13 protein-coding genes are annotated in these 13,376 nt (G+C 75.3%); 4 read left to right on the top strand and 9 right to left on the bottom strand.

Annotation, left to right across the window (positions count from 1 at the left end):
* Positions 1–19: 19 nt before the first annotated feature.
* The 5 genes from ACFSBI_RS01765 to uppS all read right to left on the bottom strand — a co-directional run bounded on the left by ACFSBI_RS01765 (position 20) and on the right by uppS (position 5,677).
* Entirely contained in the window at positions 20–1,354 is a 1,335-nt protein-coding gene (locus ACFSBI_RS01765; RefSeq protein WP_377931689.1) for a PhoH family protein, read from the bottom strand.
* A gap of 177 nt (positions 1,355–1,531) precedes the next feature.
* On the bottom strand, positions 1,532–2,374 hold the full coding sequence (locus ACFSBI_RS01770; protein WP_377931466.1) for an HAD hydrolase family protein: 843 nt from the start codon (positions 2,372–2,374) through the stop codon (positions 1,532–1,534).
* Positions 2,371–3,531, bottom strand: coding sequence for an aminotransferase class V-fold PLP-dependent enzyme (locus ACFSBI_RS01775; RefSeq protein WP_377931467.1), 1,161 nt, complete (start codon positions 3,529–3,531; stop codon positions 2,371–2,373). Before ACFSBI_RS01775 ends, ACFSBI_RS01770 begins: the two co-directional genes overlap by 4 nt.
* 32 nt (positions 3,532–3,563) lie before the next feature.
* A complete protein-coding gene (locus tag ACFSBI_RS01780) occupies positions 3,564–4,850 on the bottom strand; it encodes a glycoside hydrolase 5 family protein (protein ID WP_377931468.1) in 1,287 nt (428 codons plus the stop codon).
* A 47-nt stretch (positions 4,851–4,897) separates the two neighbouring features.
* Positions 4,898–5,677, bottom strand: coding sequence for a polyprenyl diphosphate synthase (gene uppS, locus ACFSBI_RS01785; RefSeq protein ID WP_377931469.1), 780 nt, complete (start codon positions 5,675–5,677; stop codon positions 4,898–4,900).
* Between the two features lie 42 nt (positions 5,678–5,719).
* On the opposite strand from uppS, the gene trhA reads away from it, so the two are divergent.
* Complete coding sequence (trhA, locus tag ACFSBI_RS01790; RefSeq protein ID WP_377931470.1) at positions 5,720–6,427, top strand: PAQR family membrane homeostasis protein TrhA; 708 nt, start codon at positions 5,720–5,722, stop codon at positions 6,425–6,427.
* An 81-nt stretch (positions 6,428–6,508) separates the two neighbouring features.
* Here trhA and ACFSBI_RS01795 read toward each other — a convergent pair whose 3' ends face one another.
* Positions 6,509–6,751 (bottom strand): hypothetical protein, encoded by a 243-nt coding sequence (locus tag ACFSBI_RS01795; protein ID WP_377931471.1) that lies wholly within the window; start codon positions 6,749–6,751, stop codon positions 6,509–6,511.
* Between the two features lie 60 nt (positions 6,752–6,811).
* On the opposite strand from ACFSBI_RS01795, the gene ACFSBI_RS01800 reads away from it, so the two are divergent.
* Both ACFSBI_RS01800 and greA read left to right on the top strand, forming a co-directional pair.
* A complete protein-coding gene (locus tag ACFSBI_RS01800) occupies positions 6,812–7,207 on the top strand; it encodes a DUF4307 domain-containing protein (protein WP_377931472.1) in 396 nt (131 codons plus the stop codon).
* 115 nt (positions 7,208–7,322) lie between these two features.
* Entirely contained in the window at positions 7,323–7,808 is a 486-nt protein-coding gene (greA, locus tag ACFSBI_RS01805) for a transcription elongation factor GreA (RefSeq protein WP_377931473.1), read from the top strand.
* A gap of 242 nt (positions 7,809–8,050) precedes the next feature.
* Here greA and ilvA read toward each other — a convergent pair whose 3' ends face one another.
* Together ilvA and ACFSBI_RS01815 are read right to left on the bottom strand one after the other, a co-directional pair.
* Positions 8,051–9,322, bottom strand: coding sequence for a threonine ammonia-lyase (gene ilvA, locus ACFSBI_RS01810; RefSeq protein WP_377931474.1), 1,272 nt, complete (start codon positions 9,320–9,322; stop codon positions 8,051–8,053).
* 7 nt (positions 9,323–9,329) lie between these two features.
* The gene (locus ACFSBI_RS01815) at positions 9,330–10,529 is read right to left on the bottom strand and encodes an AI-2E family transporter (RefSeq protein WP_377931475.1); all 1,200 of its coding nucleotides are present in this window, start codon (positions 10,527–10,529) and stop codon (positions 9,330–9,332) included.
* 84 nt (positions 10,530–10,613) lie between these two features.
* Between ACFSBI_RS01815 and ACFSBI_RS01820 the strand changes: the two genes are divergently transcribed.
* Positions 10,614–11,801, top strand: coding sequence for a winged helix-turn-helix domain-containing protein (locus ACFSBI_RS01820; protein ID WP_377931476.1), 1,188 nt, complete (start codon positions 10,614–10,616; stop codon positions 11,799–11,801).
* 600 nt (positions 11,802–12,401) lie between these two features.
* On the opposite strand, the gene ACFSBI_RS01825 is transcribed toward ACFSBI_RS01820, so the two are convergent.
* Positions 12,402–13,355 (bottom strand): glycosyltransferase family 9 protein, encoded by a 954-nt coding sequence (locus ACFSBI_RS01825; RefSeq protein WP_377931477.1) that lies wholly within the window; start codon positions 13,353–13,355, stop codon positions 12,402–12,404.
* Between the last annotated feature and the right edge of the window lie 21 nt (positions 13,356–13,376).

Consider the following 13,376-nt stretch of genomic DNA (forward strand, 5'->3'; position numbering starts at 1 on the left):
GGCCGGATCCCGTCCGACGTCAGCTGAGCTCGTTCGACTCCAGCAGGTCCGTCACGAGGGCGGCGATCGCGCTGCGCTCGCTGCGGGTCAGCGTGACGTGGCCGAACAGCTGGTGCCCCTTCAGCGTCTCGATCACGCTCGCGACGCCGTCGTGCCGCCCGACCCGCAGGTTGTCGCGCTGCGCCACGTCGTGCGTCAGCACCACGCGCGAGTTCTGCCCGATGCGCGACAGCACGGTGAGCAGCACGTTGCGCTCGAGCGACTGGGCCTCGTCCACGATGACGAACGCGTCGTGGAGGCTGCGGCCGCGGATGTGGGTGAGCGGCAGCACCTCGAGGATCCCGCCGTCCACGACCTCGTCGACCACGTTCTGCGACACCACCGCACCGAGGGTGTCGAACACCGCCTGCCCCCAGGGGTTCATCTTCTCGGCGGCGTCACCCGGCAGGTAGCCGAGCTCCTGGCCGCCGACGGCGTACAGCGGCCGGAACACCATGATCTTCTTGTGCTGCCGGCGCTCCAGCACGGCCTCGAGCCCGGCGCACAGCGCCAGCGCGCTCTTGCCGGTGCCGGCGCGGCCGCCGAGCGACACGATCCCGACCTCCGGGTCGAGCAGCAGGTCGATCGCGAGGCGCTGCTCGGCGCTGCGGCCGTGCAGGCCGAAGACGTCGCGGTCGCCGCGGACCAGCCGCACCTCCCCGCGCCGGACGACGCGGCCGAGCGCGCTGCCGCGGTCGGAGGACAGCACCACGCCCGTGTTCACCGGCAGGTCGTCGGCGGCGGCGAGCGAGACCCGGTGCTCCTCGTACAGGTCGTTCACGTCGTCGGCCTCGACGGCGAGCTCCGCGACGCCGGTGTACCCGGTGTCGACGGCGAGCTCGTGCCGGTACTCCTCGGCGGTCAGGCCGATCGACGACGCCTTGACCCGCATCGGCAGGTCCTTCGACACCACGGTCACGTCGAGGCCGTCGTTCGCGAGGTTCTGCGCCACGGCGAGGATGCGGGAGTCGTTGCCGCCGAGCTGCAGCCCGTTCGGCAGCACGCTCATGTTCGAGTGGTTCAGCTCGACGCGCAGGGAGCCGCCGTCGCCGACCGGCACCGGGAAGTCGAGCCGCTCGTGCTTGACCCGCAGCTCGTCGAGGTTCCGCAGCGCCTGCCTGGCGAAGTACCCGATCTCCGGGTCGTTCCGCTTCGCCTCGAGCTCGGAGACGACCACCACCGGCAGCACGACGGCGTGCTCCGCGAAGCGGAACGGCGCCTTCGGGTCCGACAGCAGCACCGACGTGTCGAGCACGAAGGTGCGCGTCGAGGTCGCGGGCGGGGCGTCGGCGGGCCGGATCGGACGGGTGGGCAGCGCGTCGGTCACAGGGGCTCTCTCCCCCGTCGGCGGTGACTCCCGCCGGCGGATCGGTGCGTCACCGGGACCCGCTCGCCTCCAGTCGTCTCGAGCCGTCGCACGTCCCGGACCGGGTGAAGTACCCGATGGCCGACACCGTACGTGAGGGCGGGGACGCCGCCGCGCGCCCCGCCGTCAGACCTGCTGGGGCAGCCGCTCGGCGAGGAAGCGCGCCACCGCGTCGGGCCCGGTCAGCACGCGGGTCGCCGCGGCCTTCACCTCGTCCGAGGCGCCCTCGACCGCGTACGACTCGTCGGCCTCGGCGAACAGCGGCAGGTCGTTCGCGCCGTCGCCGAAGGCGACGATGCGGTCGAAGCCGCCATCGGCCGCGATGCGCCGCACCGCGGAGCCCTTCGTGGCGGACGCGGGCGTCACGTCGAGCACGGCGAGCCCGTCGTTCGGGTCCTTCTGCAGCGCGAGCGCGCAGCCGATGCCCCACGAGATCGCCCGGATCATCCGCGCGAGCCGCCGGAGCACCGGGTACTCCCCGGTGATGCTGACGAAGAACGCGCTGTCGTGGTCGACCTCGTCCCACCCGTCCACGGGCAGCAGGCGCGGGTCGCCCTCGCGGGCATCGAGGAAGGCGTCCACGCCCGCGGTCTCCGCGCCGCGCACCCAGCTGATGCGGTCGTCGTCGCCCTGCAGCCAGAACACGAGCGGCGTCACGCCTGCCGCCAGCGAGGCGCCGATCAGCGGGTGCAGGGCGCGGGCGTCGAACCGCTCCCACCAGAGGCGGGAGCCGTCCGGGTCGACCGCGGTGGCGCCGCCGTAGGCGACGAACGGGAGCGCGAGCGGCAGGCCGCCGAGCGACTGCAGCGCCGTGCGGGGCGAGCGGGCGGTCGCGACGGTGAGGGCGGTGCCGCCGTCCAGCACCCGCCCGAGCAGCTCGCGGGACGTGGTGCTGAGGCCCTCGTGGTCGAAGAGGGTGCCGTCGAGGTCGGTGACGTAGAGGGTCCGGCCCTCGCCCGTGATCGTCATCGGACGGGCCTCACTGCCTGGGAGTAGGCGGTCAGTGCGGTTCTCAGCATGCTCAGAGTCTCCTCCTGCGTCCCGGCGTGCGGGGACACCCGCACGCGCCCGCCTCGGATCGTCACCGAGACGCCGTGGTTGTGGAGCGCCGCGGTCAGCGCGGTGAGGCGCTCCGGCAGCGGCTCGATGACGACGAGCCCCGCCCGCTCGAGCGCCGCGCGCGGCGACACGACCGGCAGCCCGAACTCGTCCGCGAGCGCGATCACGCGCGCCGCCTGCCCCGACACGAGGGTCGCGACCTCGCGCGCACCGGCCGTCGCGAGGTCCTCCAGCGCCGCGGCGAGCCGCGCGGCGGCGGCCTCGTCCGCGTGCGCGAGCTGCAGCGCGTCCGCGCCGCGGCGCACGGGCGGCACCTCGTCCCAGGGCAGGGCGTCGCCGCCGGACCCGCCGATGCCCGACAGCGCCGGAGTGAGCCGTTCGGCGGCCCGGTCGGAGACGGCGAGGAAGGCGGCGCCGTGCCCGGCGCGCAGCCACTTCTGGCCCCCGCAGGCCACGACGTCCGCCGCGGTCCAGGGCAGGTCGACGGCGCCGAGCGCCTGCACGGCGTCCACGATCAGCAGGCGGTCGCCGATCACCTGGCGGATGCCGTCGAGGTCGGCGACGTGGCCGGTGCGGGCGTCGACCGCGCTGACGAGGACCGCGGCGGTCGAGGGCGTCAGCGCCTCGCGGACCCCGGCCGGGGTCACCCGCCCCTCGGACGTCGGCAGCGGGACGGGCACGACGGTCTGCAGCAGCTCCGCGGCCCGGGCCACCGCGATCGGCAGGCTCGGGTAGTCGGCGGCCGACACGAGCACCGGGCCGGTCACGCCGTAGACGGCCTGCGTGATCCCGTGCGTGGTGCTCGGCTGGAAGACGACCTGGTCGGCGCGGAACCCGGTGACGGCGGCCGCCGCGGCCGCGAGCCGGGCGGTGCCGTGCTGCAGCCGGTCGTAGGCGCCCGGGCGGGCGCGCGTCAGCGCCTCCTGCTGCGCGGCGGTCTCCGCGAGCACGGCGCGGGACAGCGGCCCGAAGCGCGCGAAGTCGAGGTAGCCGGGCTCCTCACCGAACCCCGCCAGGTAGGCCGTGATCGCGGTGTGCGCCGTCGGAGCGCCGGAGAGAGCAGCCATCGCGGTCGAGGAGCCTACCGGCCGCTCGGGCCTCAGGACGCGGCGCGCACCCGCACCACCACCGTGCGCATGCCGGCGTTCCCGTGCCCGTCGGCCGCGACGACGACCACCCGGTGGACCCCCGCGCTGCGCGGGGCCGTGACCTGCAGCACGCCGCTGCCGACGCGGCGGACCGCGGCGCGGGCGAGCCCCGAGCCGGACCCCCAGGGGGCGGTGGTCACGAGGGCGCGCCAGCGCACGCGGTCGCCCTGCGGATCGCGCGCCGCGACCCGGATCCGGATCGGCGCACCCGCCTTCACGGACGTCGAGGTCGCCGTCGCGGTGCGGATCACGGGCGCGCCCTGCGTCGTGGCGCCCCGGTACGCCCGCTGCACGGCGAACCAGGCGGCGCGGCGCAGCCCCGCGGTGCGGAGGCCGAAGCGCACGCCGGCGAGGTCGGTCTCGGTGCCGTAGTGGAAGACGACGACGCCGAGGGAGCGGCCGGGGTGCGCGGTCGCCGCTCTGATCGCGTGCCGCACGCCCGCGGCCCGCGCCGCGTCGCCGTGGTCCGCGGGGCCTCCCGCGGGGTCCGGCGCCTCCTCCCAGGACCCGGTCGGGCCGGTCTCGGTGACGAGGTAGGGCTGGCGGATGCGCGCCTTCCGGAAGACGTCGTCGACGATCGACACCGAGGAGTAGGCGTTCACGCCGATCACGTCGAGGTGCGGCGCCCGCCGCGCGAGCGCGCGCCAGTCGCGCGGGATCGCCTCGACCGAGAGGGTCGGGTGGTCGGGGTCGGCCCGGTGGACCGCGCGGGCGAGCCCGTCGAGGAAGCGGCCGTAGGCGGCGCGCTGCGCTGCGGCGGAGGACCCGCCCCTGGCGGACTGCTCGAACATCACCTCGTTGCCGAGCCCCCACGCGAGCACGCCGCGCTCGTGGCGCAGGTCGCGGACGCGGCCGAGCACCTCCGCGCGCAGCCGGCGCTTCAGCGCGGCGTCGTGCACCCAGTCGGCGTCGTGCGGCAGCCAGTGGCCGACGACGACGCGCATGCCGCGCTTCGCCGCGCCGCGCAGCAGGGTCCTGGTGCCGCCGTCGACGCCCCAGGTGCGGACGGTGTTGGCGCCGAGGCGCCGCACGTCGGGCAGCCACCGCTCCGCCTCGGCCTGCGGCGGCCCCCAGGTGACGCCGCGCACCTGCCACCGCTTCCCGTCGACGAGCAGGCGCTTCGCCCCGGTCGCGCCGACGACGTGGACGCCGGCGGTCGCCGCGGTCGCGGGCGCGGCGGGCAGCAGGGAGAGGGCGACGAGCAGCGCGACGAGCACGGCCGGGACACGGGCTGGCATCCGGGCACCGTAGGAAGCGGCGCGGCGGGGACCGCGGAGGCGCGCGGTCAGCCGCCGTAGCGGCGCTGGCGCTGCACGTACGACCGGAGCGCCCGCAGCAGATCGACCTCGCGGAGGTCCGGGCCGAGCGCCTCCACGAAGTAGAACTCGCTGTGCGCCGACTGCCAGAGCATGAAGTCCGACAGCCGCTGCTCCCCCGAGGTACGGATGACGAGGTCCGGGTCGGGCTGGCCGCCGGTCCACAGGTGCTCGCCGATCAGCTCCGGCGTCAGCGTCTCGGCGAGGTCCTCGAGCCCGCCGCCGCCCGCGGCGTGCCCCCGGACGATGCTGCGCATGGCGTGCACGATCTCCGTGCGGCCGCCGTAGCCGACCGCGAGGTTGATGTGCAGGCCGTCGTCGTGCGCCGCACCGCGCCGCTCCGCCTCCTCCAGGTCCTCGAGCAGCGCGGCCGGCAGCCCCTCCCGGGTGCCCACGTGCTGCACCCGCCACCGGCTCGAGAGGTCGAGCGCGAGCGCCCCGATGATGTCGAAGAGGTCGGTCAGCTCGCCGCCCGTGCGGCCCCGGAGGTTGTCCGTCGACAGCAGGTAGAAGGTGACGTGCCGGATGCCGACGCGGTCCACCCAGTCGGCGAACTCGAGCAGCCGGTCGGCGCCCGCGCGGTGGCCGTGCGCGACGGACTGGAGCCCCGCGAGCCGGGCCCACCGGCGGTTCCCGTCGAGGATCATCGCGACGTGGCGCGGCAGCGGTGCGCCCGCCAGGTTCCGCCGGAGGCGCCGCTGGTAGAGCGAGTAGACGGGGCGTCGCAGCCGTACCCCCGGGATCCGCACGCGGCAACGGTACGCCCGCGCTCCTCCACTACCCTCGCCCGGATGGCGGAGATCCGGGACGACGCACCTCCGCACCTCCCCCTGCTGGAGGAGGCGCGGGACCCCGCGCACCAGGAGACGAAGCCGACCTGGCGCGGTTGGATCCACGCGGTCAGCGCGCCCGTCGCCGCCGTCGCGGGGCTGGTCCTCGTGGCGCTCGCGAACGGTCCGGAGGCGCGCTGGGCGTGCGTGGTCTTCGCCCTGACATCGATCCTGCTGTTCGGCAACTCCGCGCTGTACCACCGGGTCGACTGGTCGCCGAAGGTGAAGCGGGCGCTGAAGCGCGTCGACCACGCGAACATCTACCTGCTGATCGCGGGCACCTACACGCCGCTGGCGCTGCTCGCCCTGCCGCCGGCGCAGGGCGTCGTGCTGCTCTGCGTCGTGTGGGGCGGCGCGCTGCTCGGGGTCCTGTTCCGGGTCTTCTGGGTCGGGGCGCCCCGCTGGCTGTACGTCGCGCTCTACCTCGCGCTCGGGTGGGCGGCGATCGCGTACTTCGTCCCGCTGTTCGAGGCGGACGCGGCGATGATGGTGCTCGTCGTCATCGGGGGCGCGCTCTACACGGCGGGAGCGGTCTGCTACGGCCTGAAGCGCCCGAACCCGTTCCCCGGGCGCTTCGGGTTCCACGAGATCTTCCACACCTGCACGGTGCTCGCGTTCCTCTGCCACTGGACCGCGACGCTGCTGATCGCGCTCGACCCCGTCGCCTGATCGGCCCCGCTCGCGCGACCCCCGCCGGTCGAGGTGCGACGGAGGAGCCTCGAGACCGTCCTCCGGGAGGGCCGGCGCGGCTCAGCGGTCGCGGGAGCGCTCGACGGCGTCCTGTCCCTCGGCGGCGTCGCGGCGCTCGGCGAGCTCGCCGCGGTACCGGACCCGCCGCACGCGCCTCGTCATGTCCACGATCAGCAGCACGACGGCGGCGGTGATGAACAGCATCGCGAGGAAGCCGACGACGCCGGGCGTCACGGAGTCCGGGTTCACGTTCAGGCTCGGCGAGGGCGACGGCGTCGGGACGGCGGTCAGCAGCGCGCGCATGAGCCCCTCCCGTCGGCGTTAACCTGCCCGCCGAACCTAGCCGAAGCGGAAGGACGCCCCGTGTCGAACGCGCTCGACGTGCGCTACGGGCGCACGCCCGAACGGCGCCGGCGCGGTCGGGTCGTCGCGATCGCGGCCGGCGGTGCGGTCGCGCTGGCCGCGGCGGCGTGGGGCGTGTGGACCGGGATCGGCGGGTCGACGTCGACCTACGAGGCCGACACGGTCACCTCCCGCGTGATCGACGACCATTCGACCGAGGTGCGCTGGCTCATCACGGGGCGTGCGGACGCGGCCTTCGTCTGCGCGATCGAGGCCCGGGACACGAGCGGCATCACGGTCGGGCTCGTCGAGCAGACCGTTCCGGTGACGGGCAGCGGGAACCGGGCGGGCGACACGGTCGTGCGCACGGTCCGCAAGGCGGCGACCGGGTTGATCGCCTCCTGCCGGGACGCGTAGAGTCGGCGTTTCGTTCCGGGCCGCCACCCGGTGTCGGCGATTCGACGTCGAACCTCCGCCTCCTTCCGCGAGCGGCTGCTGCGGCCCCGACCCCCGTACCGAGACGAGGACGCTCTTGCCGCAGGACACCACGACCTGGCTGACCCAGGAGGCCTACGACCGCCTGTCGGGCGAGCTCGCCGAGCTCGAGGGCCCCGGCCGCACCGAGATCGCGAAGCGCATCGAGCAGGCCCGCGAGGAGGGCGACCTCCGCGAGAACGGCGGCTACCACGCGGCCAAGGAGGAGCAGGGCAAGATCGAGGCGCGCATCCGCCAGCTGACGCAACTGCTGCGCACCGCCGAGGTCGGCGAGCCGCACGGCGCGAGCGACGAGGTCTCGTCCGGCAACGTGGTGACCGCGTCGGTGGCCGGCAACTCGATGACCTTCCTGCTCGGCAGCCGCGAGATCGCGGGCGACTCGGGCCTCGACGTCTACAGCGAGGGCAGCCCGCTCGGCGCCGCGATCCTCGGCTCGAAGGTCGGCGACACGGTCAGCTACCAGGCCCCGAACGGCCGCACCATCGAGGTGCGGATCGAGAAGGTCGACACCTACCAGGGCTGACCCTCGGTGCCCGCGAGCGCCCGACTCCCGAGTCCTCCGAGGTTCCCCTCCGGGTTCTCGAGGCCTCGAGGACCCGGAGGGTGCCGGAGCCCTCGAGTCCTCGAGCAGGAACCGTGACCTTCAGCAGGAAGAAGCGGGCCGTTTCTTCCTGCTGAACGTCGCCGTTCCTGCTGAAGGGCTCGCGCGCCGTGCTGCAGCCCGGCGTGCGACCGTCCTGGCGGGACTCGCGAGGACGAGGCGGGTCAGGCGGCGATGACCTGGGGCTTGTAGCCGGCCTGCTCCAGCGCCTCGATCACGAGCGACTGGTGGGCGCGCCCGCGGGTCTCCATGGCGATGTCGATCTGCACCTCGCCGATCTGCGTGCCCATGCCGTGCCGGGTGTGCAGCACCTCGACGACGTTCGCGCCGGCCTCCGCGATCATCGCGGAGACGACCGCGAGCTGGCCTGGCCGGTCGGGCAGGGGGATCCGCAGGGTCATGTAGCGGTCGGAGGCGACGAGCCCGCGGCTGATGACGCGCTCCATCATCAGCGGGTCGATGTTGCCGCCCGACAGCACGACCACCGTGCTGCCCGGGTCCGGCACGCGGCCCGACAGCAGCGCGGCGACGCCGACCGCACCGGCGGGCTCGACGACGAGCTTGCCGCGCTCGAGCAGCACGAGCAGCGCGGTGGCGGTCTCGTCGTCGGTGACGGTGACGACCTCGTCGACGAGGTCGCGCACGACCTCGAAGGTGAGGCGGCCGGGGGTGCCGACAGCGATGCCGTCCGCGATCGTCGGGGCGGTCGGCACGGTGCGCACCTCGCCCGCCTCCAGCGACACCGGGAAGGGCGCCGCGTTCTCCGCCTGCACCCCGATGATCCGCACGTCGTGCCCCGCGGCCGCCTTGATCGCCGCCGCGACGCCCGCGATCAGCCCGCCGCCGCCGACCGGCACCACGACGGTGCGGACGTCGGGCACGTCCTCCAGGATCTCGAGGCCGACGGTGCCCTGCCCCGCCATCACGTCGGGGTGGTCGAACGGCGGGATGAGCACCGCTCCGGTGTCCTCCGCGAACGCCGCGGCGGCCGCGAGCGACTCGTCGACGACGTGGCCGACCAGCTCGACCCGGGCGCCGTAGTCGCGGGTCGCCTCGAGCTTCGGCAGCGCGACGCCGATCGGCATGAAGATCGTGGCCGGGATCCCGAGCAGGCGGGCCGCGGCCGCGACGCCCTGGGCGTGGTTGCCGGCGGAGGCGGCGACGACGCCGCGCGCACGCTCCTCGTCCGTCAGCCGGGACAGCCGGTAGGAGGCGCCCCGGATCTTGTACGAGCCGGTGCGCTGCAGGTTCTCGCACTTCAGGTGGACCGGGGCGCCGACGACGCCGCCGAGGTAGCGGGAGTGCTCCATCGGGGTGCGGGCCACGAGGGAAGAGAGGACGCGACGGGCGTCCTGGATGCGCTCGAGGGACGGAGCGGCGGACCCGGCCGGGGCCTGGACGAGACGGGCGGCGGCCGCGGAGTCGGCGAGTGCCACGTCGTTCTCAGGCAACGGTCGTCACGTCCTCCGGTCGCTCCGCACGCCGCCTCCGGCGGCGGGCCGCACGCCCGCCCTCCTCGGGCTCGGTCGGCATCGGACCCTCGGGCGGCGGCGGCTCATCCTTCCACGCGCCGCCCGCCAGGTACTTCACGGCGGAGTTGGCGGCGGCGGTGAACGGGACGGCGAAGACCGCGCCGCCGATGCCGGCGATGATCGAGCCCGACGCGACGGCGAGGACGACCGCCACCGGGTGCAGGCGCACCGCGGAGCCCATCAGCAGGGGCTGCAGCACGTGCGACTCCAGCTGGTTCACCCCGATGACGCCGCCGAGCATGATCAGCGCCGCGACCGGTCCCGCGTAGACGAGGGCGACCAGCACCGCGAGGCCTCCGGTGACGATCGCGCCGACGAAGGGGATGAAGGCGGCGAGGAAGACCAGCACCGCGATCGGCACCACGAACGGCAGGCCGAGCAGCAGCGCGACGAGGCCGATCCCGATCGCGTCGATGAGGGCGACGATGATCTGCACCCGCACGTACTCGCCGACCGAGAGCCATGCGGCCCGGCCGGCGCCGTCGACCGCGGCGCGGGCGCGCTTCGGCGCGAGCCGGACGCACCAGCGCCAGATGCCGGCGCCGTCGATCAGGAAGAACAGCGTGATGAAGAGGGAGAGCACGAGGCCGACGCCGATGTCGCCGACGGTCGAGACGCCGGAGAGCGCGCCGGTCAGGACGGTGCCGCTGTTGCGCTGGAGCCAGGTCGTCGCGCTGTCGATGGCGCTCTGCACGTCCTGCCCCGAGACCCCGAAGGGCGACGTCCGCAGGTAGTCGAGGAAGGTTCGGTACGCCTCGACGGTGCGCGTCTGGATGCCGTCGAAGCCGGATCGGATCGTGAGGACCACGAGGGTGACGAGCGCCGCCACCACGACGAGCAGCCCGAGGAACGTGACCGCGACGGCGAGCCCGCGGGGCAACCCGGCGGTGACGAGCCGCGCCTTGACGGGGTTCACGAGGCCGGTGATCAGCACCGCGACGAGCACGGGCACGACGACGACGTGCAGCAGGATCACGAGGTAGACGACCAGTCCGGCGAGGACCAGCGCGCCGACCAGCGGCCACGACCAGGCGCCCGCGATGCGGACGGCGTCCGGGATGGCGCGCGCGACGACGTCGCGCTCCTCCTCGTGCTCCGACCGGCGTGCCACGGCGGGAGTCTAGGGAGGCGCGCCCGGGGAGCGGGATCCCGCCATCGGGTGAGGGCGTCGGCGGTCGGCCCTAGCGTCGGGCGGGTGGAGACCCTGTCGGCCCGGGAGGCGCGACGCATCGCGCTCGCCGCGCAGGGGTTCGGCCGCGCGCATCCGCCGACCGCGGGCCGGACCCGGATCGAGGCCGTGCTGCAGCGGCTGCACCTGCTGCAGATCGACAGCGTGAACGTGTTCGAGCGCAGCCACTACCTGCCGGTGCTCGCGCGCCTCGGTCCGTACGACCGCCGTCTGCTCGACCGCATGCTGCTCGCGCCGGGGACCGGCCGCGTCGAGTACTGGGCGCACGAGGCCGCGTTCGTGCCGGCGGCGGACCTCGGGCTCCTCGCCTTCCGGATGGCGCACTTCCGGGCCCGCTACGCCGACGACCTCGCCGCGCACCGCGACCTCGCGGCCGCGCTGGTCGCCGAGATCGCGGACCGCGGCCCGCTCGCCGCGAGCGAGGTGGAGCAGCGGCCCGCGGTGCGGCAGGGGCCGTGGTGGGGCTGGTCGGACACCAAGCGGGTGCTCGAGATGCTGTTCCGGTCAGGGGATCTCGTCAGCGCGGGGCGCCGCGGCTTCGAGCGCCGGTACGGGCTGCCGGCGCAGGTGCTCGGGGGCGCGATCGAACCGGTGCCGAAGGCGGACGCGGTGCGCGAGCTGGTGCGGCGGGCCGCGGTCGCGCACGGCGTCGCAGCGCTGCCCGACCTCGCGGACTACTACCGGCTGCGCTCCGACGACACGGCGGTCGCGGCGCAGCAGCTGGAGGACGCGGGCGAGCTGGTCCCCGTGTCCGTGCCGGGCTGGACCCGAGCCGACGGGCGCCCGCTGCGGGTGTGGCGGCACGTCGACGCCGCGCCGCCGACCCGGATGCGGGCCGCGGCCGTGCTGTCGCCGTTCGACCCGGTCGTGTGGCAGCGCGACCGGATCCTCCGGATGTTCGGGTTCCACTACCGGATCTCGATCTACACGCCGGCGGCGCAGCGCGAGCACGGCTACTACGTGCTGCCGGTACTGGTCGACGACCGGCTGGTGGGGCGGGTCGACCTGAAGTCCGACCGGCAGGCGGGAGTCCTCCGGGTGCAGGCGGCCTGGCTCGAGGAGGGCGAGGACCCGGGCGTCGCCGCACGCCTGGCACCCGTGCTGCGCGAGGCGGCCGCATGGCAGGGCCTCGACGCGATCGACGTGGTCCCCCGCGGCGACCTGGCCCCCGCACTCGCGACCGAGCTCCGCTGACCCGCGCGCCCTCCGCGCCCCTCCGCCGGTCGAGGTGCGACGAAGGAGCCTCGAGACCAGCCCCGCGAGCGCGGGCGATCTCGAGGCTCGCTGCGCTCGCACCTCGATCAACGGCGAGCGAGCGCGGCCTCGCGCCCCGGGCAGCGGCGCGCGCAGTTCCGGGCGAGTCCGGCGGATCCGGGCGCGATCGGACGTCCGAACCCGCCCCGATCCGCCGATCACGCCCGGAACTCCGGCACCACAGCCCGCGCCCCTCCGCCGGTCGAGGTGCGACGAAGGAGCCTCGAGACCAGCCCCGCGAGCGCGAGCGATCTCGAGGCTCCTGCGCTCGCGCCCCGGGCAGCGGCGAGCAGGCGCATGTCCGGGCGACTTCGGCGGATACGGGCGCGATCGGACGTCCAAACCCGCCCCGATCCGCCGATCACGCCCCGATTCGCCCGCGGCCCGCACCCCTCCGCCGGTCGAGGTGCGACGCAGGAGCCTCGAGACCAGCCCCGCGAGCGCGAGCGATCTCGAAGCTCGCTGCGCTCGCACCTCGATCACCGTGCGGGCCGCGCTCGCACCTCGATCGGCGGCGCGGGTGCTGCGCTCGTGCCTCGGTCAGCGGCGCGGGTGGAGGACGCTCGTCGCGGCGGCGAGGACCTCGTCGACCGTGACCGCGAGCAGCGCCGGGTCCGGCGAGGACGCGAAGGCGTCGCCGAGGCGCACCGCTTCGTGGGTCAGCGCGGCGTGCGGGCCGGGAGGCGGCCCCCAGCGCTCCGGCCCGACGGGTCCGAAGAGCACGACGGAGGGGGTGCCGTACGCCGACGCGAGGTGCGCGGCGCCCGTGTCCGCGCTGACGACGAGGGCCGCGTCGGCGATCAGCGCGACGAAGACGTCGAGGTCGGTCCGCCCCGCCAGCACGCGGTCCTCCGGCAGCCCCGCGAGCGCGGCGACCGCGAGCGCCCGCGGCCGCTCCCCCGCCGACCCGCTCAGCACGACCCGGCCGACTCGCCCGTCGAGCTCGCGGGCCACGGCGGCGAAGCGCTCCGCCGGCCACTCGCGGGACGGGTAGGCGGCGCCCACGTGCACGACGACGGCGGCGGGCGCGGGCGACGGCACCGGCGGCCGGTCGATCCGCACGTCCGCGGGGTCGCCGGGCATCCCGGCCGACTCGACCAGCCGCACCCAGCGCACCCGCTCGTGCGTCGCCTCCCGCCACGGCGGCCCCGGCTCCCCCGCTCGGATCGCGTGCCGCACCGTCCGCCGGGCGCCGAGCGCGTCGATGACGCCGGCCGACTCCGGACCGCCGCCGTGCAGGTTCACGGCGACGTCCACCTCGCCCGGCGCGAAGGGCAGCGGGTCGCCGAGCGCCGCGACCGGGAGCAGCTCGTCGACCGCCGGGACCAGCCGCGCGACGGGGGCGAGCCACCCGCTCGTGGCGAGCACGATCCGGTGCTGCGGCAGCGCGCGCCGCATCGCCGCGAGCGCGGGGACGGCCACCAGCAGGTCGCCCAGCTGCAGGGCACGGAAGGCCACCGCCACGGGCCGCACGTCCTGCTCCACGGGAGGCATCGTGCCAAGCCCTCTTCCTGA

Source organism: Amnibacterium endophyticum, from assembly GCF_042680685.1.
GTDB lineage: Bacteria > Actinomycetota > Actinomycetes > Actinomycetales > Microbacteriaceae > Amnibacterium > Amnibacterium endophyticum.

Excerpts from the sequence above, each read along its gene's own strand:
- ACFSBI_RS01770 (WP_377931466.1), bottom strand. The coding sequence starts at position 2,374 with ATGACGATCACGGGCGAGGGCCGGACCCTCTACGTCACCGACCTCGAC.
- ACFSBI_RS01825 (WP_377931477.1), bottom strand. The coding sequence starts at position 13,355 with ATGCCTCCCGTGGAGCAGGACGTGCGGCCCGTGGCGGTGGCCTTCCGT.
- ACFSBI_RS01795 (WP_377931471.1), bottom strand. The coding sequence starts at position 6,751 with ATGCGCGCGCTGCTGACCGCCGTCCCGACGCCGTCGCCCTCGCCGAGC.
- ACFSBI_RS01775 (WP_377931467.1), bottom strand. The coding sequence starts at position 3,531 with ATGGCTGCTCTCTCCGGCGCTCCGACGGCGCACACCGCGATCACGGCC.
- ACFSBI_RS01780 (WP_377931468.1), bottom strand. The coding sequence starts at position 4,850 with ATGCCAGCCCGTGTCCCGGCCGTGCTCGTCGCGCTGCTCGTCGCCCTC.
- trhA (WP_377931470.1), top strand. The coding sequence starts at position 5,720 with ATGGCGGAGATCCGGGACGACGCACCTCCGCACCTCCCCCTGCTGGAG.